Consider the following 25,131-nt stretch of genomic DNA (forward strand, 5'->3'; position numbering starts at 1 on the left):
GCGCCGTCTCACATCGCCCAGACAAGACACCACCCCAAAAGCGCCCATCCGCCCGGACAGGGTAGGACAACGCATTTGGCGCGGTGCACCAAGGAAACATGGCTAAGAAAATGCTTATCGATGCCACCCACGCGGAGGAAACCCGCGTCGTGGTGGTGGACGGCAACAAGGTCGAGGAGTTCGACTTTGAATCCGAAAACAAACGCCAGCTAGCTGGCAACATCTATCTTGCAAAAGTAACGCGAGTGGAGCCGTCGCTTCAGGCGGCCTTTGTCGATTACGGCGGGAACCGTCATGGTTTTCTGGCGTTTTCCGAGATCCATCCCGACTACTACCAGATCCCCGTCGCCGACCGCGAGGCGCTGATGGAGGAAGAGCGCGCCTATGCCGAAGCGATGAAGGATCGCGACGAAACTGACGAGGGAAAACCGAAAAAACGCCGCTCACGCTCGCGCGCCAAAGCCGAAGACTTCAAGTCAAACGACCCGGTAGAGACCAAGGATGTGGCCTCGGAACCCACGGGCATGGAAACGATCGACTTGGATGACGATGACGAACCCGGTGATTCAGAGGTGCCCGAAGGGACCTCGCCGATGGAGCGTGTGGCGGAAACCCCGGTGGAGGAACCTTCGGACGGGGAAGATGCTGACGGCTCTGATACCGGTTCTGATGGCGCATCCGAAGAAACGCCTCGGGACACAGCTGTTGAAGAGGCGGAAAAACAAGCCGATGACGATGGCGACAATGGCGATGATGACGAAATCGGCGGTGTGGACGCAAGCGACAAGGATGACAGCATCGAATCCGTGGCCGAAGAGGATGACAGCGAGGATATTCGCCCACATCGCAAGCCGCGCCCGCGCCGATACAAGATTCAGGAAGTCATAAAGGTTCGCCAGGTTCTGCTGGTTCAAGTCGTCAAAGAAGAACGCGGCAACAAAGGTGCTGCGCTGACCACCTATCTGTCTCTGGCCGGTCGCTATTGCGTATTGATGCCGAATACCGCCCGTGGCGGCGGCATCAGCCGCAAGATTACCAATGCGGCCGACCGCAAAAAGCTGAAAGAAATCGCTTCGGAAATCGATGTCCCGACCGGTGCGGGCCTGATCATCCGGACTGCCGGCGCCAGGCGCACCAAATCCGAGATAAAACGCGACTATGAATACCTGCAGCGCCTTTGGGAACAGATCCGCGAACTGACCCTGAAATCGATTGCGCCGGCGAAGATTTATGAAGAAGGTGACCTGATCAAGCGGTCGATCCGTGATCTGTACAACCGCGATATCGACGAGGTGTTGGTCGAGGGCGAGGGCGGATATCGCATCGCCAAGGACTTCATGAAAATGATAATGCCGTCTCACGCCAAGAACGTGAAACGGTACGAAGATACGCTGCCATTGTTCGCGCGCTATCAGGTGGAAAGCTACCTGAGCTCGATGTTCAACCCGGCGGTGCAGTTGAAGTCGGGTGGCTATATCGTGATCGGCGTGACAGAGGCGCTTGTTGCCATCGATGTCAATTCGGGCCGTGCGACCAAAGAAGGTTCGATCGAGGAAACCGCGCTCAAGACCAACCTGGAAGCGGCCGAGGAAGTGGCGCGGCAGCTGCGTTTGCGCGACTTGGCCGGGTTGATCGTGATCGATTTCATCGACATGGACGAGCGCAAGAACAATGCAGCCGTCGAAAAGCGCTTGAAAGACAAGCTTAAGACCGACCGCGCCCGCATTCAGGTTGGGCGTATTTCGGGGTTTGGTTTGCTGGAGATGAGCCGTCAGCGGCTGCGCCCCGGTATGCTTGAAGCGACAACGCAGCCTTGCCCGTCGTGCCATGGCACTGGTTTGATCCGGTCGGATGACAATATGGCTTTGTCGATTCTGCGTCAGATCGAAGAGGAGGGCACCCGCCGCCGCTCGCGCGAGGTTCTGGTGCGCTGCCCGGTGGGGATCGCGAACTTCCTGATGAACCAGAAGCGCGAACATATCGCTCAGATCGAGGCGCGATATGGATTGTCGGTCCGGATAGAAGGCGACGTTCATCTGGTCAGTCCGGATTTCTCGATGGAGAAGTTCAAGACCGCAAGCCGCATTGTGCCTGAACCTTTGGCCCCTGTTGTCTCGGTAAACGCATCCCTGATGGATCAGGTAGATGCGGATGAAAGCGACGACGAAGAAGAAGATACAGTTCAGGTCGAGGAAGAGCAAAAACCCAAGCGTAAGCGCCGCCGCCGCCGCCGCAAAAAGAGCGGTGGAAATGGTGATGCTGCCGATTCTGGTGAAACTCAGCCATCAGAGTTTACCCCGGAAGAGGGAAGCGTCGAGGCAAAAGAAAAACCAAGTCAACCTTCGTCTGATGAAGCGACAGAAGAGGCCCAGCAGGACGACGCACCCAAGCCGAAGAAACGCCGCGCACCTCGTCGGAAGAAAAAGGAAGAGGCTACCGTAGTTGAAGAAGCTGCTCCGAACTCGGAAGCCGTGAACGAACCAGTAGCTTTGGAAAATGACGCAGGCGACGCGTCCGAAACCAACGAGACAGAGAACTCTGCGGCGGACCAGCCGACGGAGCCTGGCGTAGAGGAAAGTCAGCTCGAAGTGGTGGAAAGCGCTGCGTCGGAGCCGGAAGCAGAGGCACAAGTGGAATCTGAGGCCGTTCTGGAAACTACGTCGGTCGCAGAAGAGAGCGCTTCAGCTGTCGAGGAAACTCAACAGTCTGATGCTGAATCTGAGAATCCCGACGAGTCGGACGAACAAACCGACACAGAGCCAACGTTGGAAACCGTGTCGGAAGAGCCACCACAGCCAGCTGAGCCCCCCAAGCCAAAGCGGCGTGGATGGTGGTCTGCGGGAAATTGATGTTTCAAAAAGGCGGGTCCGATTGACCCGCCTTTTTTCTATCCGCCCTTTCGGATCAGATAGAACTGGTGATCACCGTCTTCGCCAGTTGAAAGCAACGCATGTCCTGATTCTGCGCAGAAGTGAGGAACGTCGACTATAGCTGCAGGATCATCTGCCAGAATGCGCAGAGTTGCACCGTCTGGCATGGACTTCAGCCGTTTCCTGGCCTTTAGGACGGGCAGGGGGCACAGCAAGCCCAAAGCGTCCAGAGTTTCGGTTATCTCGGTCATATATGCCAGATATTGCCCAACGCCGATCCTGTCCAGCGGTCAGACCACGGGGATGTGACCGCATGGCCTCGTGACGTCCGCGCATTCATGACATATGTGCAGTTACATGTTCGGAATCGATATCATCGACGCGGGCCTGCTGCCTGCCATGTTCATCGCCATGCTTGGCGGCGTCATCAGCTTTCTGTCGCCTTGTGTCCTGCCCATCGTGCCGCCGTACCTGGCGTATATGAGCGGCGTGACAATCAACGAAATGCAGGATCAGGCGCGGGCACGGCGAAAGGCGACTCTGGCGGCGCTGTTTTTCGTTTTGGGCCTGTCCACGGTCTTTCTGTTGCTTGGGTTCACTGCTTCGGCTTTCGGAGCCTTTGTTCTGTCGAACCAGGAGCTTTTTGCCAAGCTCTCCGGGGCTGTCGTCATTGTTTTCGGGCTTCATTTTTTGAACGTGTTTCGTATTCCACTACTTGACCGTGAAGCACGTATGGAAACTGGTGACTCCGGAGGATCGGTATTCGGTGCCTATATCCTCGGTCTGGCGTTCGCTTTTGGCTGGACGCCCTGCATCGGTCCGCAACTTGGTGCAATTCTCTCGCTGGCGGCGTCCGAGGCTTCGGTGGCGCGAGGAACGTTGTTGCTGGGGGTCTATGCGGCGGGTTTAGGTATACCATTCTTGCTGGCGGCGATGTTCCTGAACCGGTCCATGTCGGTAATGAACCGGATCAAGCCCTATATGGGAACGATCGAGAAGGTTATGGGCGGACTGCTGTTGTTCGTGGGTATCATGCTGGTCACCGGGCTTTTTACGGCTTTCAGTTGGTGGTTGCTGGAAACATTTCCGGGGCTCGCGACGCTGGGTTGACGTGTTAAAACTTGCCTGAAATCGAAGGTGGCGGGTCTTACGCTTGCCGAAATTCCGCTATAGGTTTTGGCCATGAGGTCGAGATCGTGAGCAGTCAATCGTTGCACAGACAGGTGCGCACGCGCCGGGTGTTTTACCTGCCCGGATACGATCCCGTGCACGCACGCAGATACAGAGAGTTGTATCGCAAGGAGGGGGCGGAACAGGCGCGGATTTCAGGGTATGACATCGCACTTCGTCCGAAAACCGGCGTCGAACGCTATGGCTGGCATGTGACATCCCTGCAGGATGGAAGACAAGTAGAGGCCGAGTTTGATGTTTTGGTCTGGTCTGATCTTGTGCGGGACAGCATGGCTGGCTCGATCGCCAAAACCTATATGCAAACGGTTCGTATGGCCTGGATCTATGTCGCGACCGGCACCCTGCGCCGCGTGATGAGGTTGCGCAAAGGGCCGGTGATCGCCGCACTCTACCCGGTCGGCATGCTGGTCTTGCAGTTGATACTTGCAGCGTTTCTGGGCGTGGCGGTCACTCTGGTATCAAAACCGCTTCTGGGTTTGTTTGGTTATGCTTTGGCGATTGCCACCAGCGCCGGTGCTTTGCAGTGGTTTCGAAAACTGGATAACAAGCTCCTCGTTTACTACCTGCTGCACAACTACATCTATTCCTCCAGATCTCACGGCAGAACACCTCAGGAATTGGATGTGCGGCTAGCCGAATTCACGGCGCTGATCAGCGACGCAATGCGTGGCGATGTCGATGAAGTTCTGCTCGTGGGTCATAGTTCCGGCGCCCACTTGGGGGTTTCGGTTCTGGCAGACCTGATCCGGTCCGGTGGTGTCCGTGATGACGGTCCAGCTTTGGGGTTTCTGACATTGGGTCAGGTGACGCCGATGGTTTCGTTCCTGCCCGAAGCTCACAGATTGCGTGCCGATCTGCGTTTTCTTGGAACAAGCGACAGGATCACCTGGATTGACGTGTCGGCCCCCGGCGACGGTTGCGCCTTTGCCCTATGCGATGCGGTTGCTGTAAGTGGGGTTGCGACTGAGAACAAGCGTTGGCCGCTTGTCGTTTCTGCGGCCTTTACGCAAACCCTTTCTCCGGCACGATGGAAGGCGCTGCGCTGGCGTTTCTTTCGATTGCATTTTCAGTATCTTTGCGCATTTGACCGACCGCGCGACTACGATTACTTTCGCATCACTGCTGGGCCACTGACCTTGGCTGAACGTTTTAGTGGGCGAAAGTCTTCGAAATCCAGGATCGATAAGTCGGTGTCGAAATACACGTCGGTGGCCGCATGATCCCCCCCAAACCCGCGTCGCGGACAGACAAAGTTTCGCTTTGGCATTATGTCAAAATGTTCCGTCAGGACCTGCTTTCGGCCCAGCCGCACCGTTTGTATCGTGCGTGGATGGCAGAATTTCGCACGCCTTTTTTTCGATCCTTTCTGGTCAATCAGCCGGACCTGGTTGACGTTGTCTTGAAACGGCGCCCGGATGATTTTCCGAAATCTGACCGAATACGCGAGGGTCTCAAGCCGCTTTTGGGGAACTCGGTGTTTCTGACCAATGGTGAGACCTGGAAACGGCAGCGGCGGATTATTGATCCGGCATTTGAAGGGGGCAGGCTGCGCGACACGTTTCCGGCCATGCTTTCAGCATCTCAAGCGAGTGTTGACCGCTTGAGATCGCATGTGGGGCAAAATGTCGAGTTTGAGGAGATTACCAGCCATGCGGCGGCAGACGTGATTTTTCGAACACTTTTTTCAATTCCCATAGATCACGACATAGCTTCGCAAGTATTTGAAAGGTTTCGCGCCTACCAGCGGGCGCAGCCCTTGTTGAACCTGGCGGCTTTCCTGCCGATGCCACGGTGGATTCCGCGGTTTCATTCGCGTCAGACACGGGAGAACGCTGCAGCAGTGCGTCGGTTGATCAAAGAACTGACGGTTCAGCGAATGGCCGAGATTGAGGCGGGCACCGCGCCCGACGATCTGGCAACCAAGATCATGACAACCGTCGACCCGGTAACAGGTGAGCGGTTCAGTACCGAAGAGATGGTGGATCAGGTGGCCATCTTTTTTCTTGCTGGACACGAGACCAGTGCATCCGCCCTGGCTTGGACGCTATATCTGATGGCGCTGTTTCCGGACTGGCAGGAAAAGGTTGCTGCCGAGGCTGCGGCGTTGGAGGATCACAGCTTTGCGGTCATGTCCCGTCTCAAGTTAAGTCGTGATGTGTTTCGCGAGGCGTTGCGCTTGTACCCTCCGGTGCCGATGATGGTGCGGGAAACTATCTGTCCAAACCGGTTTCGGAACAGGCCAGTTCCGAAAGGCGCGCAGATAGTTCTGAGCCCCTGGCACCTGCACCGGCATGAACGCTTGTGGCAAAGGCCGGATGAATTCGATCCGGCGCGATGGGGGACTGAGAACGGTCGAAAATGCCAGCGCGAGGCATATATGCCATTTTCTGCTGGTCCGCGCGTGTGTACGGGCGCAGGATTTGCCATGGTCGAAGGTCCGCTGATCCTGTCCCTGTTTCTGCGCCATTTCCGATTCGAACGGGTTGAGGGGCGCGATCCGGTTCCAGTCGCTCATCTGACGGTCAGGGCAAAGGACGGCATTTGGCTGCGCGTCCTTGAGCGCTAACAATCTACCATCCGTCAAAACCTTGCTGTATGCGGAAGGCAAAGTGGAATCAGATTGAACGGGAAAGTGTTATGTCCAAGGCAGATCAGCGCGAACAAATGACCAACGGGGCGGGGTTTATCGCAGCTCTGGATCAAAGTGGCGGCTCTACCCCCAAGGCGCTGGCGCTTTATGGCGTGGATGCCTCGCAGTACGGCTCGGAAGAAGAGATGTTCGACGAGATCCAGAAGATGCGGGCGCGGATCATCCTTGCGGATGGCTTTACCAGCGACAAGGTGATCGGTGCGATCTTGTTTGAACGTACCCTGGGCGAGGAAATCGACGGCAAGCCTGTTGCCGACTACCTCTGGCAAAAAAAGGGCATCGTACCGTTCCTCAAGATCGATAAAGGCCTGGCTGAGCAGGAAAACGGCGTTCAGATGATGAAGCCGATTCCGGGCCTTGCCGAATCTCTGGCCAAATATCCCAATGTTTTTGGGACCAAGGAACGTTCGGTAATCCACGAGGCCAATGCCCAAGGCATTGCGGCGGTCGTTACCCAGCAATTCGACGTTGCGCGTGACGTGATCGCTGCAGGAATGGTCCCGATCGTGGAGCCAGAGGTGAACATCCATTCCGAAACCAAGGCCGAGGCTGAGGATATTCTGAAAGCAGAAATCCTCAAAAACCTGGACAAGCTGAGCGATGGGCAGGAAGTGATGCTCAAACTCACCATTCCGAGCAAGGCCAACCTTTACGACGCGTTAGCGGATCATCCGCGTGTCCTGCGTGTTGTTGCGTTGTCGGGTGGATACTCTACCGAAGAGGCGTGCGACCTGTTGGCCAAGAACGGCAAGATGATCGCTTCATTCTCGCGTGCTTTGACCGAAGGCCTGTCCAAGCAGCAGTCGGATGAAGAGTTCAATGCTGCAGTTGGTAGCAATATCGACAAGATATATCGCGCGTCGGTGTGATGCCTAAAGCGCCCTTCGGGGCGCTTTTTAATTGGGCTTGTCGAATTCTTTTCTGAGCTGTGCAGCCTTATCGCGCATCACGCAGCCCTCGGCATGGTCATTGACCAGCCCCATGGCCTGCATGAACGCAAACACTGTCGTGGGGCCAACAAACTTCCAGCCCCGTTTCTTGAGGTCCTTCGACATTGCCACCGACTCGGGCGATGTGGATGCTGATTGCGGGGGCGGCGGGGTTTCCGCCTCATACCGCCAGACATAAGCCGCCAGCGATCCTTCTGACGCCACCAGTTCCTGCGCGCGGCGGGCGTTGTTGATCACCGCCTCGATCTTGCCCCGGTGGCGAATGATCCCATCATTTTGCAGCAGACGTTCAACATCGGCTTCAGAGAACTCGGCCATCTTGTTGAAATCAAACCCGTAAAACGCTTCTCGGAAAGCCTCGCGCTTGTTCAGGATCGTGCGCCAGCTAAGACCCGACTGAAAGCTTTCCAGGCACAGTTTCTCGAACAGTCGCTGATCATCCGAGACCGGAAAGCCCCATTCGGTGTCATGATAGTCAAAGAATTCCGGCGCCGCCTGGCACCAGGAACACCGAGGTTGACCGTCAGGTCCCAATACCGTGTTTCCCATGAGTGTACCCCTTTTGTTCCTTGGGGGCGTTACACCCAACAGCCAAGATCTGACAAGCGTTAAACCTTGTCTCGGTACCAGTTCAGAATAAACACGCGAATAGCCGAGGCCAATCCGGTTTCCGGGTCGCGGTCAACATCAATTTGCGCGGCCAGTGCATTGATTGGCTGATCTTTTTCTTTCGCAATATCGCGAAATGCCCGCCAGAACTCATCTTCAAGCGAGACAGATGTCCGGTGTCCCTTGAGGGTCAATGAACGTTTTATCGGTCGGCCGCTCATTCATCCAGCTCGTGATTGTCAAGGTCACGCTTCTGCTTGTCCTGCTGAAGCTTGACGATTGCTTTTTCGGACTTGGTGCGCCCAAAGGCGACGGCATTCTGATCTGCGCGGGCCTTCTTTTCGACCCGCGCCTTTTCTTTTCGATACCGGTTCAGGTTGACCGGCTTGCCCATCAGTCTTTCGGGCCGATCATCTGTTCGGGGCGCACAACGGCATCAAAGGTTGCCTCGTCCACAAACCCCAGCGCAATGGCTTCTTCCTTGAGGGTTGTGCCGTTCTTATGCGCGGTCTTGGCGACCGTGGTGGCGTTGTCATAGCCGATGGTCGGGGCCAGCGCCGTCACCAGCATCAGCGATTCCTTCATCAGCTTGTCGATGCGCGGCTCATTGGCCTTGATGCCCAGCAACATCCTCTCGGTAAAGCTGTCGGCCGCGTCGCCCAGCAGCTGGATCGATTGCAACAGGTTGTAGGACATCATCGGGTTGTAAACGTTCAGCTCGAAATGGCCCTGACTGCCGGCAAAATTCATCGCGGCGTTGTTGCCCATTACATGCGCAGCAACCTGTGTCAGCGCCTCGGCCTGGGTCGGGTTCACCTTGCCGGGCATGATGGAGGAACCGGGCTCGTTCTCGGGCAGGATCAGTTCGCCAAGCCCCGAACGCGGGCCAGAGCCCAGGAAACGGATGTCGTTGGCAATCTTGTAACAGCTGCCCGCGATGGTCGCCAAAGCCCCGGACATAAAGACCATGGCGTCATGGGCAGCAAGCGCTTCGAACTTGTTCGGCGCGGTCACGAAGGGCAGGCCGGTGATCTGCGCCATATGGCTCGCAACCGCTTCGCCCCAACCGTTTTGGGTGTTCAGGCCTGTGCCAACGGCGGTGCCGCCCTGCGCCAGTTCGTAGATGCCGGGTAGCGCCGCGTGAACGCGTGCAATCCCCTGACGGATCTGGTGGGCATAACCGCTGAATTCCTGCCCCAGGGTCAGAGGTGTCGCATCCTGCGTATGGGTCCGGCCGATTTTGATGATGTCCTTGAACTCATCAGCCTTCTGCTCAAGACCACAGGCCAGCTTTTCAAGCCCCGGCAGAAGGACGTCACGAACACTCATCGCCGTGGCGATGTGCATCGCGGTGGGAAAGGTATCATTCGACGACTGACCCATGTTGCAATGATCGTTTGGATGCACGGGGTCTTTTGAACCAATGATACCGCCCAGAATTTCGATGGCTCGGTTCGCGATGACCTCGTTCGAATTCATGTTCGACTGGGTGCCAGAACCCGTCTGCCAGACGACCAGCGGAAAGTTGTCGTCAAACTTGCCTTCGATCACTTCAGCCGCGGCCTGAATGATGGCATCGGCAATCCTGGCATCCAGTTTGCCAGTCGCTTTGTTTTCCATCGCGCAGGCTTGCTTGATCACGCCCAGCGCACGCACAATGGCGATGGGTTGTTTTTCCCAACCGATCGGGAAGTTCATGATCGAACGCTGCGTTTGCGCGCCCCAATACTTGTCGGCAGGAACCTCGAGCGGGCCAAAGCTGTCGGATTCGGTGCGGGTCTGAGACATCTGTCACTCCGTCTGGTATGCTGTTGTATGCCGTTTAGCCGCAGCTAAGCCGTGACGCAATCGGCCAGTTGGGCGCACCTTATGCGCAAGGCTTTTGCAGGTACAGACTTTCTGGCGCGTCAATTTTTCGTGCCCGTGCGGAACTGTATCGTTGTTTGCCTTGGGCTCGGCTGTAAGATGGTTTTCATTACCAGAGTGGAGAATCCGGATGCTTGAACTGTTCCGAGAGCGTTTGTTCCGTGTGATGCGGTATGGGTTAACGGGTTTTTTGATCTTCTTGTCGGTATCCGGTTCCGGTTACGCGGCGGAAGTCTCGTCATACGTGGGAGTCTATCACGGCTCGGCCAACTTGGTGGATACAGAAGGAACAGAAACACCTCGGGATATGAGCGTCGCAATCGCCGAAACCAAGGACGGGTTTAACGTGAGTTGGAGCACGACGACTTATAGACAAGACGGGCGTGTGAAGGAACAGGAATACTCGGTCGATTTCTTGCCGACAGACAGGGCGGATGTCTATTCAGCTGCCATGCGCCGGAACGTATTCGGACACGAGGTTCAGTTGGACCCAATGAAGGGTGAACCATTTGTTTGGGGTCGAATTACCGGCGATACGATGACGATCTATTCCCTGTTCATTGACGATGCCGGAGGGTACGAATTGCAGCAATTCGACAGGACACTGGCCAAAGGTGGTCTTCATCTATCGTTCACACGGTTTCGAAACGGAACGAAATCCAGATCCGTTGAAACATTTCTGACCAAGGAATAAGGCCCGCGAATTGCGGGTCCGGGCGGCTTTTTGATTTCGAATGGATTATTTGCGGAAGCTATCCAGTGACACCACATCGGCATCGTGCCGTGGCTGTTCGGGTGCGTCTTCGAAGACCTCTGGCGTAGCATCCAGGGGCTCTTCTTCGTCTTCTCCATCGGCAGTTTCGAACCGAAGGCCGAATTCAACCGAAGGATCAACGAAAGTCTTTATGGCTGAGTACGGGATATAAAGCGGTTCCGGCGAGTCGCCGAAATTCAATGTGATCGAAAAACCATCATTGGTTACAATGAGGTTTTCGAACCAATGCTGCATGACAATGGTCATTTCTTCGGGGTACCGGTCACACAGCCAATCGGCGAGTTCGACCCCGGCATGGCGGGTGTCGAAAGTGATGAAAAAGTGGTGCGCCCCCGGAAGACCGCTCGCGGCGACGTCTGCCAGAACTGTCCTGATCAGCCCCCGCATCGCAGAGTGCATGAGGTTTCCGTAGTCAATGTCGCGCGACATGGTATTTCCTCGATAAATATTGGTTTCAGCATACGGGATTCGCTTGGAAACAAAAGTGCTTCTATCGGATTCTTGGTCAGATGAAATGCCCGATTGTTCCAGTGACCGCCAAAATCACCAAGGTCGTCTCAATGCGAAATTTGACCCCGAACACCAGGACCCCTGCAAATGTGGTCAACAATAGGGCTTCGACATTCAGTTGACTGGGATCTGGCAAAGAAAAAGACATTGGTCCAAATGATACCGACGATAGTGCTCCAAACAGCACGTTGAGCGCAAACCAGACCGATAGATTCAGGATAACACCGACCACTGCCGCAGAAATCGCAGCCAGTGCAGCAGCCAGTCGGGGGCGCGTAGAGATCTGCTCCAAATACGGCGCGGCAAGAAATATCCATAAAAAGCAAGGAACGAATGTAGCCCACAAAGCGACGAGGCCGGCGGCGATAGAGAAGGCGAAACCGCCCTGGATATGACCGCTGAGCATCGCCACGAACTGGGTGACGAGTATCAGCGGGCCAGGCGTTGTCTCTGCAAGGCCCAGGGCGTCAATCATCTGGTCTGTCGAAATCCAGTGATATTGGTCCACCACAGTCTGTGTCATGTAGGCGAGAACCGCATATGCACCGCCAAATGTCACAACCGCCATTCGGGCGAAAAACCAGCCCAGATCGCTAAGTAACTGGTGACCTGAGGCGGTCACAACGAAGAGGGGAAGCAGCCAAAGCGTCAGCCATATCGCAGCCGTTTTTACTGGATTATCACTAGGCCGCTTGATGGACGAAGGGACAGTCGTGGGCGTAGATGAGGTCATCAGCCCCCAGGTGGCAGCGAGTGCAATAATGAGTGGAAAAGGTAAGTTGAATACGAAGATGGCTATGAATGCCAGAACCGAGATTGACCTTGCCACGCCCGATACAAGCGCCCTGCGCGATAAACTCAGAAGCGCTTGGAGAACAATGATGATTACTGCCGCCTTGATGCCCAAAAAAGCGGATTGCACCAAGGGCAGCGCGCCGTATGCGGCATAGAGTGTAGTCAGGACGGCGATAACAATTGCGCCCGGGATAACGAACAACCCGCCCGCCAGCAATCCGCCAGAAACGCCCTTGAGCCGCCAGCCGGAATAGGTTGCCAACTGCATCGCCTCAGGGCCGGGCAAAAGCATGCACAGGGACAAGGCGCGCAGAAACGTCTGATCGTCGAGCCAGGGTCTTTTTTCAACGAGTTCCTGATGCATCAACGAGATTTGCGCCGCCGGACCTCCAAACGACATGACTCCGATCCGTCCAAAAACGCGCGCCAGATCGCCAAGTGTCGGGGTCATTTCTTGCGATCCGCCGGCCAGTCGTGTCCTTCTTCATACCCGTCACGCGCCCAACGGTATAACGCGTCATACAATTGAACCCCGGCCGTAAGCTGCTCGTGATCGTCCCGGTATTGGCGTGACAGACCGACGGAAATAGCAAGCAGGCCTGCCGCCTCAGGCGCCAGATCGTGCCGGTTGGTATCCGCCCCTCGCACAACTTTCGAAAGGTGATCAAGAGCAGTGGATCTAAGCTGGAATTCGTCAAGCATTGTGTCAAAGGTGCATTTTTCGCCCCGGTGACTCCAGAACGTGTCTTCGACATCAAATGGGGTTGCTGCATATCGTTCGGCGACCCCCGATACTTCTGCCGGTGCAACGAAGAGAAATCGTGCTTTGGGATCGACAAATCGCCGGATGAGCCAGGGACAGGCGATCCGGTCTATTTTGGGGCGATGACGCGTGACCCAAAGTGTACTACCGCCGACCGCCGCAGGAATATTGGCAGATGGAATCCGCATGGCTTCGGGATGCTCTCGCCAAGCGTACATTCCACCTTCCAGGAACTCGGCGCGAAAGCCATCATTTTGCAGCCAGGCCACCAAGCCCTGACTGAGCTTTTGGCCTTTTTGGCAGGCAATTACACAGGGCCTGTCACCAATTCGCTGGCAAAGCCCTTCGACGTCGGTGTGGGGGTGCCGGAACGACCCCGGAATCATAAAAGGATCGACCTGAAAATCTTCGACAGTTGATACGTCGACGATAGTGGGGCTTGACGGAGTGCCGATCAGACGGATGAGTTGAGGGACTGTTATTGCGTTCGGAGCAACCATGGCATGTGTCCTTTTCCATTGGAAACATGCGAACCTTGGGCTGGCGCCTCACGGGGCGTTCGCAATCCAGCCCCATGCAACATTGCTAGCGCTTGATCTCGGTTGCCGTCAATACTCGGGATTGAACACTAGGCGAAATCCAAGCGCTGACCGGTCATGCAGACCGGCAGTGTATCTTGTGGAAACTGACCAAGTTGTTCAAAAAACGAGATGAAATCGAACTGATTGTAAGTTTCCACCATGACGCCATCGCGAAACCGCGCCATGACCTGACCGGAAACTTCGATGGGTGCGCCATTGTCCGCGCGTGAGGTGCGGACATGCAATATGGCCGACAGCCAATCATCGTCCTCGATAATCTTTGGTATATCGACCCGGATTTCACCAAGAATGTGCCTAAAAGCTGTTACCAGATCTCGAAAATCGTCCGGGCCGACCTGCATTTCCGGAATCAAGCCGTCGGCCAATGTATCCGGAGCAAAGAAGCGGGGAATGGCATCAACATTGCCTTGCTCCCAGACTTCCTTGTACCAAGCTTTCAAGGCGTCGGATTTCGTCATCTCGCATCTCCGTCGTTGTCTGGTCACGATGGGAGAAAAAGGTGTACAATACCTGAATCCGACCCAGCAATTTCGATAAAGTCTGATCTTTTTCAGGAAAATGCAGGTTTCTGTTGCCAGGTACCTGCGGACCCCGCCTTACGCGGCTAGGCGCAAGGGCTTAAGTTTCGGTCTTGTTACTGCTTACGCAGCAACTGCAACCGGAGCACGATTGTCGTTTGCAATTGTACTGTTCGGACCGGTAACGGTGGTACCTCACCGAGACAAAGCCAACCCCTTTAGACGTCCGTCGATCCTATTTCGGCCCCATGATCCCCAAACGAAGGATTTTGGTGGAGCCGCCGGGTACCGCCCCCGGGTCCGATCCGCTTATTACGAGCGCGTTTATGTCCATAGTCCCCAAAGGGACACTACAGATATAAGTGGGAAGTTGACCGATGCAAAGAGGCGAAACACGATCCAGTATGCATTTAACAAAAAAGAATATCCGAGGAAGCGCCCCTCAAATCGCCGCCCAGAGACTGAGGCCACCGACAGCAACAAGACTCATTGCCCACACCAATTCCAGATCGAACCAGCTGCGTGACAGGAACCGAAGGCCCAGCCATCGATAGACCGCGACCGAAAGAACCGCGCCGACCGCAATCATCGCAACCGTGTGAAGTGTTGCTACCAGCAAAGTCAATCCTACATTCGCACCCATCAATTCACCGGCCGCCTGATGGCCGGTGCTTTCCTCATCCAGCTTACAAAGCCCCAAATAGATTGGAACGAGCATCAACGCTGCTCCATGCGCCAGAGCGACAAGGAATGACCACAGCACAAGGCGGGCAGGCGGAACGCGGGACAAGAAGCGTGGATGCCTTCGGGTTGCCAGAAGATAGAGACCCATTGCTGTCACCAGAACCGATGCACCAATACGAATCTCGAGCTGCCACTCCACGAGCGTGGTCAGCATCGCGAAAGGCAGCAGGATGGCGAGCATGGCCAGAAAATGCCCCGCCGCCAATGCGCCCAGCGCGCGCAACAGAGCAGAATGTTTCTGCTCCATAAGCGCTGCGGAAACAGCCAGAGGCCACCCCATTCCCGGGTTAATCCCGTGATAAAGGCCGCTCAGAAAAACGGCCAGCCAAAGGCCGGCCGTTGTTGTCATCAGAGTGTCCAAGTCAGACCGAAGGATAGCAGAAACTGTCGGTTGAGCAGTCTCCGCCCTCAAGACGTATCTGGTGTGTGCGGTATCCGTCAGGGAATTCGACCCAGAACTCAGGATCCAAGGTTAACCCACCATTCTCGCCTACATCCGCTTTCACCATGGCCGCGCCCCGATCACCTGGGTAAAACTGGTCATCCCAGGTAGAATACAGCGAATTGGTCCAATAGACACGTTTGCCGTCGCGGCTGATCTCGACCATCTGCGGGCCATAGCCGAAATCCTTGCCATTGAGATGCTTGGTTTTCTTGACGATCCCGCCGATGTCGACCTTTCCGGCCAAAACGGGGTTCATCGGATCGGATACGTCGTATTGATGCATCTCGCCAATGCCCCAGCACGAGACATAGAGGTATTTGTCATCAAGACTGAGATCAATGTCGGTGACGAGCGGTGGTACGGCGGCAAAGCCTTTTAGAAGCTCTGGCAGGTCGTCGGGGTCCGCTGGTTGTGGGTCTATCGTGATGGTTTTTTGGGCCTCAAATGTGCCATCTGGCTTACGCCACCAAGTAAAGATACAGCCTTGCAGATTGGTTGTATCCACCACCACACCGCAGAATCCATGCTGTTTGACCGGATCATGCGCCGGGCGGATTTCCAAGGCCATCTGATGGTTCTCGCCCAGATCGATGGTTTGAACGTTTGTGCGGCTTCTCAAATTCCAAAAGTGAATCCGGTGCCCGTATTTGTTGGACAACAAATCTTCGGGAACAAGGCCATTTTCGAACTGAGGCGGCAGGCCCCATTCCGAACTGACCATATAGTCGCGAGGCAGGTTCCACCAGAAATCATACTGCTTGTCCTGCACTCCGCGTTCGATTTCGTATCGGCCGATGATGTCGAATGTCTGACAGTCAAGAATGAAGATACCCGGAGGCCCATCAGTGCCGTCGGGCCCACCGCCGCCCAGCGTGCTGACATAGATGCCTTCGGGTCCGCAGTGGATCGTATGCGGGCGTGAATAGCCAGTCTTTGCAAAGACCTCCTCGGGTTCGATGATCTTGTGGATCTTGGCAGCCAAGGGATCTTTGACATCGATGACATAAATCCTGCTGGACCGAATACCCGGAATGATGAGGTAGCGCCGTTCAAGAAAGGCATGGCCCGTGAGTGGTGAAAGTGAAGAGGAGCAGGCATTCCATCCAAAGTGATGAAACTCATCGCCTTTTTCCGGCATGATCACAGAATGAACGATCTTGCCATAATCCTTCGACTTCGGATCGACATTGACCACTGCCAAACCGTCGGGTTGAGAGAAATCCGGGCTTAGCATAAGGGTAAAGGCCAAGGTTTCAGCCGGTGCTTCCATCGCTATCTTGGGGGATGGATAAAAGGTTGGGTCCGGTCTAAGATTCATAACTTCCTCCCGTAAATCGTTGATATATATTATTATAGGGAAAACCGGTCTTGATGCCGGGCGCCACGCTGCCTGCCCGAGTGTCATGTTGCGACACACCGCGCGTCAAGCCCAGAGTTAAGGAATTGGATTATTCCGGCCGTTTCCGGCGTCGTTCGACGACGTCTTGCGCCAATTGCCGTGTGTAGGATTCCAGTTCTGCCAACGCCTTATCCGCGGCCGGAGCGTCGCATGCATCAAGTGCATCCGCGATACGGGTGTGCAGAGCAATGATTGCTTCGCGCGATCGGGCCGTGAAGGTGATCATGTTCATCAGAGGCTGCATCGCCTCGACGGCTCCGGCGAGCTGATAGGACAGAACCGGATTTCCGGCGCCATCAACCAACGCCCGATGAAACGCCACGTCCGAGGCGCAAAACGCCTCGTCGGTCAAACCGGGCTGTGATTGGCGAAAAATCTCGGCCCGCATTGTCGCCAGTTGGTCAGCCGTCCGACGCGTCGCCGACAACGGCGCACAAGCACGCTCCAGCGCATAACGGGCTTCGCAGGCAGTATCGAAGCTGACGGCGTTCATCGACAGCAACAGCGTAGAAGTGGTAATCTGTTGGGAATAGGCGTCTTCAAAACTCAGACGGTTTACGAAAGCCCCCCCGGTTGCCCCACGTTGAGTTCGGATCAGGGATTGTGCCGCGAGCCGTTTTAGTGCCTCTCGTACGGTGGGTCGCGACACCTGAAATTGATCCGCCAGTTCCGCTTCGGACGGCAACCGCGCGTCGACAATCAATGCACCGGAGACGATGGCGTCTTTGATGGCCTGGGCGATCTGGGCTGACAGATCGGCGGGGTTTTGCGGATCAATTTTCATGTGCACGTCATTTTTTATTTGTCTGACATTTAAAAGTCTGACATTTGAATTGCAAGAACTGAGTCGGGAGTGAGGAGGGGATAGCCGTGCTGTCGAGTCGCATTCGCGCCATGTCCGCGCCTCACTGGTTGGGGTTGTTTGCGGTGATCGTAACCGCATGGACGTTGCTGTATCTTATGGCCGTTCCGTCCGAAATACGCCAGTTTGCATCTGTCTATGGCGGCGAATTCTGGGCCAGCTTGTGCATCGTAACACCGGATACAGCCGGATTTGCGCGTTTGATCGCCATGTGGGTCTTGATGTCTGCGGCGATGATGGCACCTACCGTTTTGCCCGCCTTGGCAACTTACGAAGAACTCGGTCAGACCGGTGCTCCGGTGCGGATGCCGCGGTTGCTGGGCGGATATCTGTCGGTCTGGATTGGGTTCTCCGTTGCTGCTGCGTTGCTGCAGTTTGGTCTCTATCAAGTCGGATTGCTTGATCCGTTGGGACAAAGCGGCAGTGTCTGGTTGTCCGCCAGTCTGCTGGCCATCGCGGGCCTTTATCAGTTTTCGCCGATCAAAGATGCCTGCCTGGAAAAATGTCGCTCGCCCATGATGTTCTTTTTGGCGCATTGGGATGAAGGGCCGTGGCGCAACGGGATCAGGTTGGGGTTGGTGTGTCTGGGTTGCTGCTGGGCGCTCATGCTGTTGGCGTTTGTCGGAGGTGTCATGAACCTGGCGTTCATGGGATTGGCGACCGCGATCATGATTTTCGAGAAAATGCCCGATCTCGGGCGCTGGATTACCCGACCGTTGGGCGCGCTGCTTCTTGCGACCGCCGCGGCGATCGGTTTCGGATTGATCTAAGGAGGAATACTCATGGCAAATGACCGTTTGGAAGTGGTTGAAAAAATCGACAGCCGTCATCCTGCCGCGGAACGCAAGGATCCCGGCCTGACGCCTTGGACGATCAAGGGTGAACTGGTGTTGAACTGCAATTGCACGGTGTTTTGCCCCTGCGTGGTATCGTTGGGCAAGCATCCACCGACCGAAGGACATTGCCAGACCTGGGGCGGTGTTCGGATCGACAGCGGTCACTATGGGGGCGAGGATTTGTCCGGCCTCAACATCGGACTTTTGATTGAAATACCGGGCATGATGTCGCGCGGCAACTGGAAGGCCGCCGTGTTCATCGATGATCGCGCAAGCCACGCTGCGTTCGAGGGGTTGGTCAAAATCTTTTCTGGGCAGGCGAAGGGAACGACCGGCCTGTTCTCGGTTTTGGTGGGTGAGTTTCTTGGGGCCGAACGGCAGCCGGTTACGTATGTCAACGAAGGCAAGAACCGCCACATCACGGTGGGCCGAAAAATCCAGGGCACTGTCTTCCCGGTCCAGGGCAAGGACAAGGATACGGATATCGTGATCTCGAACACGGAATACTGGATGGGGCCGGACATCACAGTCGCCACGGCCTCGAAGGGCAAGGTGCGGGCCTTTGGCCGGGTCTGGGATTTTGACGGGCGTTCCGCTGAAATCTGCCAGATCGACTGGCACGGACCAAAGTGATGATCTCGGCTGCGTATGCGCGCGAATTGGCCCGCTATAATTGCTGGCAAAACAGCCAGTTGGTGAGCTTTTTTGATGCGTTGAGCGCCGATGAACTGACCCGAGATCGGGGAGCGTTCTTTGGCTCGATCCTTGGAACGGCGAACCACCTGCTCTGGGGGGATACAATCTGGATGTCGCGCTTTGATGGCGGTCCGGGACCCGAAGGTGGTATTCCTCACAGTGCTGCGCTGCATAGCGAATTGGCCACATGGTTGCCCGCGCGGCGTGAGATGGATGATCGGATCGTCAAATGGGCGGACAGATTGAACGATCAAGCTCTGGCAGGGAAAATCACGTGGTACTCGGGAGTCGCGAAGCGCGAGATCAGCAAGCCCATGGCGATGGTGATCATCCATTTTTTCAACCATCAGACCCATCATAGGGGGCAAATTCACAAAATGCTGACAGAGACCGGTTCCAAGGCACCGGTCAGCGATCTGATCTTCATGCCGACGGAGTTCTGATATGGCCGTTATTTTTCCTAACCGTCGTGTCCGAAAGACGCCGTTCACACCTGGGGTCGAAGCCCAAGGTGTCGGCGGCTACACGGTCTACAACCACATGTTGCTGCCGACTTTCTTTGAAAGCGTCGAGGCGGACTGCGCACATCTCAAGCAACATGTACAGGTTTGGGATGTCGCCTGTGAGAGGCAGGTCGAGATAAAGGGGCCGGATGCTCTGCGGCTGATGAAGATGCTCAGCCCGCGCGACATGGGCAGTATGGCGGCGGATCAATGCTATTACGTTCCGACGGTTGATCACAACGGTGGCATGTTGAACGATCCTGTGGCCGTGAAACTGGCAGAAGATCACTATTGGCTGTCGGTCGCTGACGGTGATCTGTGGCAATTTGCTTTGGGCATCACCGTTGCACTGGGTTTGGATGTGGAGGTTGACGAACCGGATGTGTCTCCTCTGGCGGTTCAAGGCCCCAAGGCCGATGAGTTGATGGCGCGTGTCTTTGGCGACGCCGTGCGGGATATCCGTTTCTTCCGCTACAAAAAGCTCCGGTTCGAGGATCGTGAGTTCGTGGTCGCACGGTCAGGTTGGTCCAAACAAGGCGGATTCGAGGTTTATGTCGAAGGCGAAGAATACGGCATGCCGTTGTGGAACGCCCTGTTTGCGGCCGGACGTGACTTGCAGGTGCGTGCCGGATGTCCCAACGGAATAGAAAGGGTCGAAAGCGGGCTATTGAGCTTTGGCTCGGACATGCGGCGCGAGAATACCCCGTATGAATGTGGGTTGGGACGATTCTGCAACTCTCCCGAGGACTACATCGGCAAGGCCGCTTTGGCCGAGCAGGCGCGTAACGGACCGCCGCGACAGATCCGGCCCCTGGTGATCGAGGGCGAGATTGGACCCTGCACAGGGTCCTGGCCGTTGGTGGCCAACGGTGGCAGTGTGGGACAGGTCGCGTCGGCTGTGTTCTCGCCTGAATTTCAGGTGAATGTGGCAATAGGCATGGTTGATCGCGCCTGTTGGGAACCGGGAACTCGTATCGAGGTTTTAACGGAACACGGTATGCGATGGGCTGTCGTGCAGGACCGGTTTTGGCGTTAAAATAGGGTACGTCAATTTCTTGGAGAGAAAGAAGAGCGGACTGTAACCCGGAAATGAAAAGGGAAGATTGAGATGTTCAATGCGTTGGTTGTGGAAAAAGACGAGCAAAGCGGAAAGACCAGTGCGTCCGTAAAGCAGATCGCTGTGGATGATCTGCCGAATGGCGAGGTTCTGGTAGCTGTCGATTTCTCTACTGTGAACTACAAGGACGGGTTGTGCATCGGACCGGGCGGGGGGCTTGTTCGCAAGTACCCGCATGTTCCGGGAATCGATTTTGCGGGGACGGTCGAGCAAAGTTCCGATGATCGTTACAAACCCGGTGACAAAGTGGTTCTGACCGGTTGGCGCGTGGGTGAGGCGCATTGGGGCGGGTACGGGCAAAAAGCTCGGGTGTTGGCTGATTGGTTGGTTCCATTGCCTGCGGGGTTGGATACGCGCCAGGCGATGGCGGTCGGAACCGCAGGACTTACGTCGATGCTTGCTGTCATGGCGTTGGAGGATCACGGTCTGCAAAAGGATCACGGGCCGGTTCTGGTTACCGGGGCGGCAGGAGGCGTCGGCAGTGTGGCAACCGCCATTCTGGCCAATCTCGGCTATGAAGTCGCGGCTGTGACTGGTCGTCCGGAGCAAGAAGCGTATCTCAGGGGGTTGGGTGCGACCCAGGTTGTCGGACGGGATGAATTCAGTGAAACCACGCGCAAGCCATTGGAAAGCGAAACCTGGGCCGGCTGCGTCGATGCCGTTGCCGGTGTGATGCTGGGGCGGGTCTTAAAGCAGATGAAATATGGCGCATCCGTTGCCGCCATTGGTCTGGCTGGAGGAGCGGTAATCGAGGGCGCGTTAATCACGCCATTCATACTGCGCGGCGTGAACCTGCTCGGTATCGACAGTGTGATGCAACCTTATGCCAACCGCGTACGAGCATGGAATCGCATCGCCTCTGACCTGCCCATGGATAAGCTTGAGGAAATGATCCAGCCTGCGACACTCGGAGATCTGCCAAAACTGGGCGGAGACATCCTGAAAGGTCAGGTCAAAGGTCGCGTCGTAGTGGATGTGAACGCTTAGGTTCGTCCTAATTTGGTGACCCGTCGACCAAAAAGGGTCGGGCGGGTCACGTCCCTTGTTATTGTGAAATTCGGCGAGTCCTCTCGCAATTGCGAGAATTCCCGGCCATGATTGCTATACATCCCATTTGTGATGGCTTATCACCCATCCCAACAGCACCTGAATTCGGGGAGTGAGCAGCATGTCTGATGATTTTGAACTGGATACCAAAGATCTGCAGCGCCGCATGGACGGCGCGATGGCCAACCTGCGTACAGAATTCGCCTCGCTGCGAACGGGGCGTGCGTCCGCCTCGATGTTGGAGCCGATCATGGTCGATGCCTATGGCGCGTTGACCCCGATCAACCAGGTTGGCACCGTGAATGTCCCTGAGCCGCGAATGGTTACCGTAAATGTCTGGGACAAATCGTTGGTTGGAAAAGTGGAAAAAGCCATTCGTGAAAGTGGATTGGGAATCAATCCGCAACTCAATGGCACCATCATAATGTTGCCGATCCCCGAGCTGAACGAAGAGCGTCGTCGTGAGTTGGGCAAGGTTGCGGGGCAATATGCGGAACATGCCCGCGTTGCCATTCGAAACGTGCGCCGAGACGGGATGGACCAGATCAAGAAAGCTAAGAACGACAATGCGGTCTCGGAAGATGACCAGAAGTTCTGGGAAGCCGAAGTGCAGGAACTGACCGACAAGATGATCAAGACCGTGGACGACGCGTTGGAGCATAAACAAGCGGAAATCATGCAGGTCTGAGCGGCACCATGCCAAAAGATCCCATAAGCGAACCGGCCGTGGGGCCACGTCATGTCGCCATCATAATGGATGGCAATGGGCGTTGGGCGCAGGCCAGGGGGCGACCAAGGCTGTTTGGTCACCATGCGGGTGCAAAACGTGTCCGTGAAGTGGTTGAGGCGTGCCCTGATCTTGGCATCAAGTATTTGACGATTTTTGCTTTCTCAACCGAAAACTGGAAGCGTACGCAGGCGGAAGTCGCCGGGTTGATGAGTCTTTTTCGTCGTTATATTGCCAAGGAAACAATGGCGCTGGATGCGAAAGGCGTTCGGGTTCGTTTTATTGGCGATCGGGTTCGATTGGATGAAAAGCTGATTTTGCTAATGGACACGCTGGAGGAAAGAACCAGGGAAAACAAAGGCGTGAACCTTACAATTGCGCTCAACTATGGTGGCCGGGATGAGGTGTCGCGGGCTACGAAGCGTCTGGCACAAGACGTCGCCGATGGTCGGTTGAAACCCGATGACGTCGACGAAGAGACGCTGCCCAAATACCTGGATACACATGTTTTACCGGACCCGGATCTGGTGATCCGAACCAGCGGTGAGGCGCGAATTTCCAATTTCCTTCTCTGGCAGTCCGCCTATGCCGAGTATGAGTTTATCGATACATTGTGGCCGGATTTTACGGCCAGCGAACTTGAGCGCCTGTGCCGGAGTTATGGTGCACGCGACCGCCGTTTTGGGGCCGTTAAGGTATGAATGATGGGCGTTGGTCGGATCTGACGGCTCGCGTTATTTCGGCCATGGTTCTGGTTACTGTCGGGGCGGTCGAAGTGTGGCTTGGTGGGCTATGGTTCGAGTCCTTTATCGCGGCGGCGTCGGCACTTATGATTTGGGAGCTTGCTCGGATGATCTCTCCCGATCATCGTGGGGTTGCGCTTCAACTCGCGCTTGTGACTGGCTTAGCGGTTTTCATAAGCTACCACCTTCCGCCCGTTTTCCGCCTGCCGGTTCTGTTGGCCCCTGCTCTGGTCGGAGCAGGACAGGTCGGTCGTGAGAAGGGCATTTATTTAGTATTCGCGTTCTGGATCGCCGCGTCGGGATTGGGCTTCATCCTCATCCGCGAAGGCTTGGGGTTCGGCTGGATTCTTTGGTTGATCGCCGTTGTAGTGGCTACCGATGTGGCCGGGTATTTTGCTGGGAAGGCTATTGGAGGCCCCAAGTTCTGGCCTCGTGTCAGTCCCAAAAAAACCTGGTCCGGAACCGCCGGCGGATGGATCGCAGCTGGGCTTGTTGGCGCAGTATTCTCTGTTTATGCGGGGATTGGTCCTGGTTTGATTGTCATGTCTGTCATGACGTCCATGGCCAGCCAGTTCGGGGATATTGCCGAAAGCGCTTTGAAGCGCAGGCTGGGTGTCAAGGACAGCTCCAATCTAATTCCGGGGCATGGCGGTTTTCTGGATCGCTTTGATGGTATGATGGGTGCGGCCGTATTTGTCTTGTTGGCAGGGCTCATTTATGAGCCCGGAGTGATGTAATGCGAAAGGTCACGATTTTCGGCGCCACCGGGTCGATTGGTCAAAGCACCATCGATTTGATTGATCGTGATGTGGACGCTTATGACATCGTCGCTCTGACCGGCGGTGCCAATGTTAAGCGTTTGGCTGAAGACGCCCAGCGTTTGCGCGCGGACGTCGCGATTACTGCCTACGAAGAATGCCTGCCCGAACTCCGCCACGCTTTGGCCGGCACCGGTGTCGAAGCGGCGGCGGGGCAGGCAGCGTTGGACGAGGCCGCGTCCAGGCCGGCTGACTGGGTCATGTCAGCGATCGTCGGTGCCGCGGGGCTGGCACCGGGACTCGAGGCGCTGAAACAAGGTGCTACGCTGGCACTCGCCAACAAGGAAACGCTGGTTTGTGCCGGTAAATTGGTGTTGGAAACTGCCAAAGCTCACAATGCAAGTCTGCTGCCGGTCGACAGCGAACACTCGGCGGTGTTTCAGGCGTTGGTTGGCGAGGATATTGAAGCGGTCGAACGAGTCATTATTACGGCAAGTGGTGGAGCGTTTCGAGACTGGTCGATGGAAGACCTGAAGCAGGCGACAGTGGAACAGGCTTCACGGCATCCGAACTGGAATATGGGTCAGCGGATTACCATTGATAGCGCGTCCATGTTCAACAAGGCGCTTGAACTTATCGAAACAAGAGAGTTTTTCGGTGTTGACCCATCGCAGATCGAAGTCGTCGTCCATCCCGAATCCATGGTGCACGCTTTGGTTGGGTTTCGTGACGGCGCATTGATGGCGCACTTGGGAGCGCCTGACATGCGCCACGCCATCGGTTATGCACTGCATTGGCCGGAACGACGCGAATTGCCAGTTGATCGTCTGGATCTGACAAAACTTGAGCGGTTGCATTTTCGTCAACCGGACGAAACGCGGTATCCCGCACTTCGACTGGCGCGCGAAGTGATGGAACGAGGGGGCTTGGCAGGCGCTGTTTTCAATGCGGCTAAAGAGCGAGCCTTGGATCTCTTCATAGCGCGTAAAGTCGGGTTTCTGGAGATGGCTGCCATCGTTGAAAGCGTTCTTGACAGATTTGAGGGCGCTTCAGGTCTTATTGACGCCCCAATGACCCTTGATAACGTTCAGCAAACAGACCATCTGGCACGTAGGTGGACAGATGACGCGATGCTGAAACGAGCAGGATAAAAAC

The 25,131-nt window shown here is 55.8% G+C and carries 27 protein-coding genes and 1 other RNA gene; 15 read left to right on the forward strand and 13 right to left on the reverse strand.

What is annotated here, in order from left to right:
• The first annotated feature begins 98 nt into the window (after positions 1 to 98).
• Positions 99 to 2,849, forward strand: a complete 2,751-nt coding sequence (locus ACR0LZ_RS03550; protein ID WP_480748397.1) for an Rne/Rng family ribonuclease — start codon at positions 99 to 101, stop codon at positions 2,847 to 2,849.
• Positions 2,850 to 2,887: 38 nt separating this feature from the next.
• On the opposite strand, the gene ACR0LZ_RS03555 is transcribed toward ACR0LZ_RS03550, so the two are convergent.
• A complete protein-coding gene (locus ACR0LZ_RS03555; RefSeq protein WP_480748398.1) occupies positions 2,888 to 3,121 on the reverse strand; it encodes a sulfurtransferase TusA family protein in 234 nt (77 codons plus the stop codon).
• A gap of 106 nt (positions 3,122 to 3,227) precedes the next feature.
• Here ACR0LZ_RS03555 and ACR0LZ_RS03560 point away from each other — a divergent pair, with 106 nt between their 5' ends.
• The 4 genes from ACR0LZ_RS03560 (at position 3,228) to ACR0LZ_RS03575 (ending at position 7,580) form a co-directional block, all read left to right on the forward strand.
• The gene (locus ACR0LZ_RS03560; protein WP_480748399.1) at positions 3,228 to 3,980 is read left to right on the forward strand and encodes a cytochrome c biogenesis CcdA family protein; all 753 of its coding nucleotides are present in this window, start codon (positions 3,228 to 3,230) and stop codon (positions 3,978 to 3,980) included.
• A gap of 86 nt (positions 3,981 to 4,066) precedes the next feature.
• The gene (locus tag ACR0LZ_RS03565) at positions 4,067 to 5,281 is read left to right on the forward strand and encodes a hypothetical protein (protein ID WP_480748400.1); all 1,215 of its coding nucleotides are present in this window, start codon (positions 4,067 to 4,069) and stop codon (positions 5,279 to 5,281) included.
• Positions 5,278 to 6,627: a cytochrome P450 gene (locus tag ACR0LZ_RS03570; RefSeq protein ID WP_480748401.1), complete on the forward strand. Its 1,350-nt coding sequence runs from the start codon at positions 5,278 to 5,280 to the stop codon at positions 6,625 to 6,627. The genes ACR0LZ_RS03565 and ACR0LZ_RS03570 overlap by 4 nt, the downstream gene beginning before the upstream one ends.
• Positions 6,628 to 6,698: 71 nt before the next feature.
• Positions 6,699 to 7,580, forward strand: coding sequence for a fructose bisphosphate aldolase (locus tag ACR0LZ_RS03575; RefSeq protein ID WP_480748402.1), 882 nt, complete (start codon positions 6,699 to 6,701; stop codon positions 7,578 to 7,580).
• 27 nt (positions 7,581 to 7,607) lie between these two features.
• Here ACR0LZ_RS03575 and ACR0LZ_RS03580 read toward each other — a convergent pair whose 3' ends face one another.
• From ACR0LZ_RS03580 to fumC, 4 genes are read right to left on the reverse strand one after another with little or no spacing between them, the layout of a single operon-like run.
• Positions 7,608 to 8,210, reverse strand: coding sequence for a DNA-3-methyladenine glycosylase I (locus tag ACR0LZ_RS03580; protein WP_480748403.1), 603 nt, complete (start codon positions 8,208 to 8,210; stop codon positions 7,608 to 7,610).
• 59 nt (positions 8,211 to 8,269) lie between these two features.
• Positions 8,270 to 8,491 carry a ribbon-helix-helix domain-containing protein gene (locus tag ACR0LZ_RS03585; protein WP_267364385.1) on the reverse strand — a complete coding sequence of 74 codons (222 nt, stop codon included), beginning with the start codon at positions 8,489 to 8,491 and terminating at the stop codon, positions 8,270 to 8,272.
• Positions 8,488 to 8,664 (reverse strand): DUF4169 family protein, encoded by a 177-nt coding sequence (locus ACR0LZ_RS03590; protein ID WP_480748404.1) that lies wholly within the window; start codon positions 8,662 to 8,664, stop codon positions 8,488 to 8,490. The genes ACR0LZ_RS03585 and ACR0LZ_RS03590 overlap by 4 nt, the downstream gene beginning before the upstream one ends.
• A complete protein-coding gene (fumC, locus tag ACR0LZ_RS03595) occupies positions 8,664 to 10,058 on the reverse strand; it encodes a class II fumarate hydratase (protein WP_480748405.1) in 1,395 nt (464 codons plus the stop codon). Before fumC ends, ACR0LZ_RS03590 begins: the two co-directional genes overlap by 1 nt.
• 208 nt (positions 10,059 to 10,266) lie before the next feature.
• Here fumC and ACR0LZ_RS03600 point away from each other — a divergent pair, with 208 nt between their 5' ends.
• The gene (locus ACR0LZ_RS03600) at positions 10,267 to 10,830 is read left to right on the forward strand and encodes a hypothetical protein (RefSeq protein ID WP_480748406.1); all 564 of its coding nucleotides are present in this window, start codon (positions 10,267 to 10,269) and stop codon (positions 10,828 to 10,830) included.
• A gap of 45 nt (positions 10,831 to 10,875) precedes the next feature.
• Here the strand turns inward: ACR0LZ_RS03600 and ACR0LZ_RS03605 are convergent, their stop codons facing one another.
• From ACR0LZ_RS03605 to ACR0LZ_RS03640, 8 genes are all read right to left on the reverse strand, one after another.
• The gene (locus tag ACR0LZ_RS03605) at positions 10,876 to 11,340 is read right to left on the reverse strand and encodes an SspB family protein (RefSeq protein ID WP_480748407.1); all 465 of its coding nucleotides are present in this window, start codon (positions 11,338 to 11,340) and stop codon (positions 10,876 to 10,878) included.
• A gap of 76 nt (positions 11,341 to 11,416) precedes the next feature.
• Positions 11,417 to 12,667: a chromate efflux transporter gene (chrA, locus tag ACR0LZ_RS03610; RefSeq protein WP_480748408.1), complete on the reverse strand. Its 1,251-nt coding sequence runs from the start codon at positions 12,665 to 12,667 to the stop codon at positions 11,417 to 11,419.
• Positions 12,664 to 13,479, reverse strand: coding sequence for a chromate resistance protein ChrB domain-containing protein (locus ACR0LZ_RS03615; RefSeq protein ID WP_480748409.1), 816 nt, complete (start codon positions 13,477 to 13,479; stop codon positions 12,664 to 12,666). The genes chrA and ACR0LZ_RS03615 overlap by 4 nt, the downstream gene beginning before the upstream one ends.
• A gap of 128 nt (positions 13,480 to 13,607) precedes the next feature.
• A complete protein-coding gene (locus ACR0LZ_RS03620) occupies positions 13,608 to 14,039 on the reverse strand; it encodes an ester cyclase (protein WP_480748410.1) in 432 nt (143 codons plus the stop codon).
• Positions 14,040 to 14,138: 99 nt separating this feature from the next.
• Positions 14,139 to 14,487, reverse strand: a transfer-messenger RNA (tmRNA) gene (gene ssrA, locus ACR0LZ_RS03625).
• Between the two features lie 54 nt (positions 14,488 to 14,541).
• Complete coding sequence (locus ACR0LZ_RS03630; protein ID WP_480748411.1) at positions 14,542 to 15,192, reverse strand: hypothetical protein; 651 nt, start codon at positions 15,190 to 15,192, stop codon at positions 14,542 to 14,544.
• Positions 15,193 to 15,205: 13 nt separating this feature from the next.
• Positions 15,206 to 16,606: a selenium-binding protein SBP56-related protein gene (locus ACR0LZ_RS03635; protein ID WP_480748412.1), complete on the reverse strand. Its 1,401-nt coding sequence runs from the start codon at positions 16,604 to 16,606 to the stop codon at positions 15,206 to 15,208.
• 130 nt (positions 16,607 to 16,736) lie between these two features.
• The gene (locus ACR0LZ_RS03640; RefSeq protein ID WP_480748413.1) at positions 16,737 to 17,471 is read right to left on the reverse strand and encodes a FadR/GntR family transcriptional regulator; all 735 of its coding nucleotides are present in this window, start codon (positions 17,469 to 17,471) and stop codon (positions 16,737 to 16,739) included.
• Positions 17,472 to 17,581: 110 nt separating this feature from the next.
• Between ACR0LZ_RS03640 and ACR0LZ_RS03645 the strand changes: the two genes are divergently transcribed.
• From ACR0LZ_RS03645 to dxr, 9 genes are all read left to right on the forward strand, one after another.
• On the forward strand, positions 17,582 to 18,319 hold the full coding sequence (locus ACR0LZ_RS03645) for a DUF2182 domain-containing protein (protein WP_480748437.1): 738 nt from the start codon (positions 17,582 to 17,584) through the stop codon (positions 18,317 to 18,319).
• A gap of 12 nt (positions 18,320 to 18,331) precedes the next feature.
• Positions 18,332 to 19,018 carry a DUF1326 domain-containing protein gene (locus tag ACR0LZ_RS03650; protein ID WP_480748414.1) on the forward strand — a complete coding sequence of 229 codons (687 nt, stop codon included), beginning with the start codon at positions 18,332 to 18,334 and terminating at the stop codon, positions 19,016 to 19,018.
• On the forward strand, positions 19,018 to 19,524 hold the full coding sequence (locus tag ACR0LZ_RS03655) for a DinB family protein (RefSeq protein WP_480748415.1): 507 nt from the start codon (positions 19,018 to 19,020) through the stop codon (positions 19,522 to 19,524). Before ACR0LZ_RS03650 ends, ACR0LZ_RS03655 begins: the two co-directional genes overlap by 1 nt.
• Before the next feature lies 1 nt (position 19,525).
• The gene (locus ACR0LZ_RS03660) at positions 19,526 to 20,620 is read left to right on the forward strand and encodes a dimethylsulfoniopropionate demethylase (protein WP_480748416.1); all 1,095 of its coding nucleotides are present in this window, start codon (positions 19,526 to 19,528) and stop codon (positions 20,618 to 20,620) included.
• A 72-nt stretch (positions 20,621 to 20,692) separates the two neighbouring features.
• On the forward strand, positions 20,693 to 21,688 hold the full coding sequence (gene acuI, locus ACR0LZ_RS03665) for an acryloyl-CoA reductase (RefSeq protein WP_480748417.1): 996 nt from the start codon (positions 20,693 to 20,695) through the stop codon (positions 21,686 to 21,688).
• A gap of 181 nt (positions 21,689 to 21,869) precedes the next feature.
• Complete coding sequence (gene frr, locus ACR0LZ_RS03670; RefSeq protein ID WP_480748418.1) at positions 21,870 to 22,436, forward strand: ribosome recycling factor; 567 nt, start codon at positions 21,870 to 21,872, stop codon at positions 22,434 to 22,436.
• 8 nt (positions 22,437 to 22,444) lie between these two features.
• The gene (locus tag ACR0LZ_RS03675) at positions 22,445 to 23,176 is read left to right on the forward strand and encodes an isoprenyl transferase (protein WP_480748419.1); all 732 of its coding nucleotides are present in this window, start codon (positions 22,445 to 22,447) and stop codon (positions 23,174 to 23,176) included.
• A complete protein-coding gene (locus tag ACR0LZ_RS03680) occupies positions 23,173 to 23,955 on the forward strand; it encodes a phosphatidate cytidylyltransferase (RefSeq protein ID WP_480748420.1) in 783 nt (260 codons plus the stop codon). Before ACR0LZ_RS03675 ends, ACR0LZ_RS03680 begins: the two co-directional genes overlap by 4 nt.
• The gene (gene dxr / locus ACR0LZ_RS03685; RefSeq protein WP_480748421.1) at positions 23,955 to 25,127 is read left to right on the forward strand and encodes a 1-deoxy-D-xylulose-5-phosphate reductoisomerase; all 1,173 of its coding nucleotides are present in this window, start codon (positions 23,955 to 23,957) and stop codon (positions 25,125 to 25,127) included. Before ACR0LZ_RS03680 ends, dxr begins: the two co-directional genes overlap by 1 nt.
• The last annotated feature ends 4 nt before the right edge of the window (positions 25,128 to 25,131 follow it).

The organism is Ruegeria sp. CI1 (genome assembly GCF_056536925.1).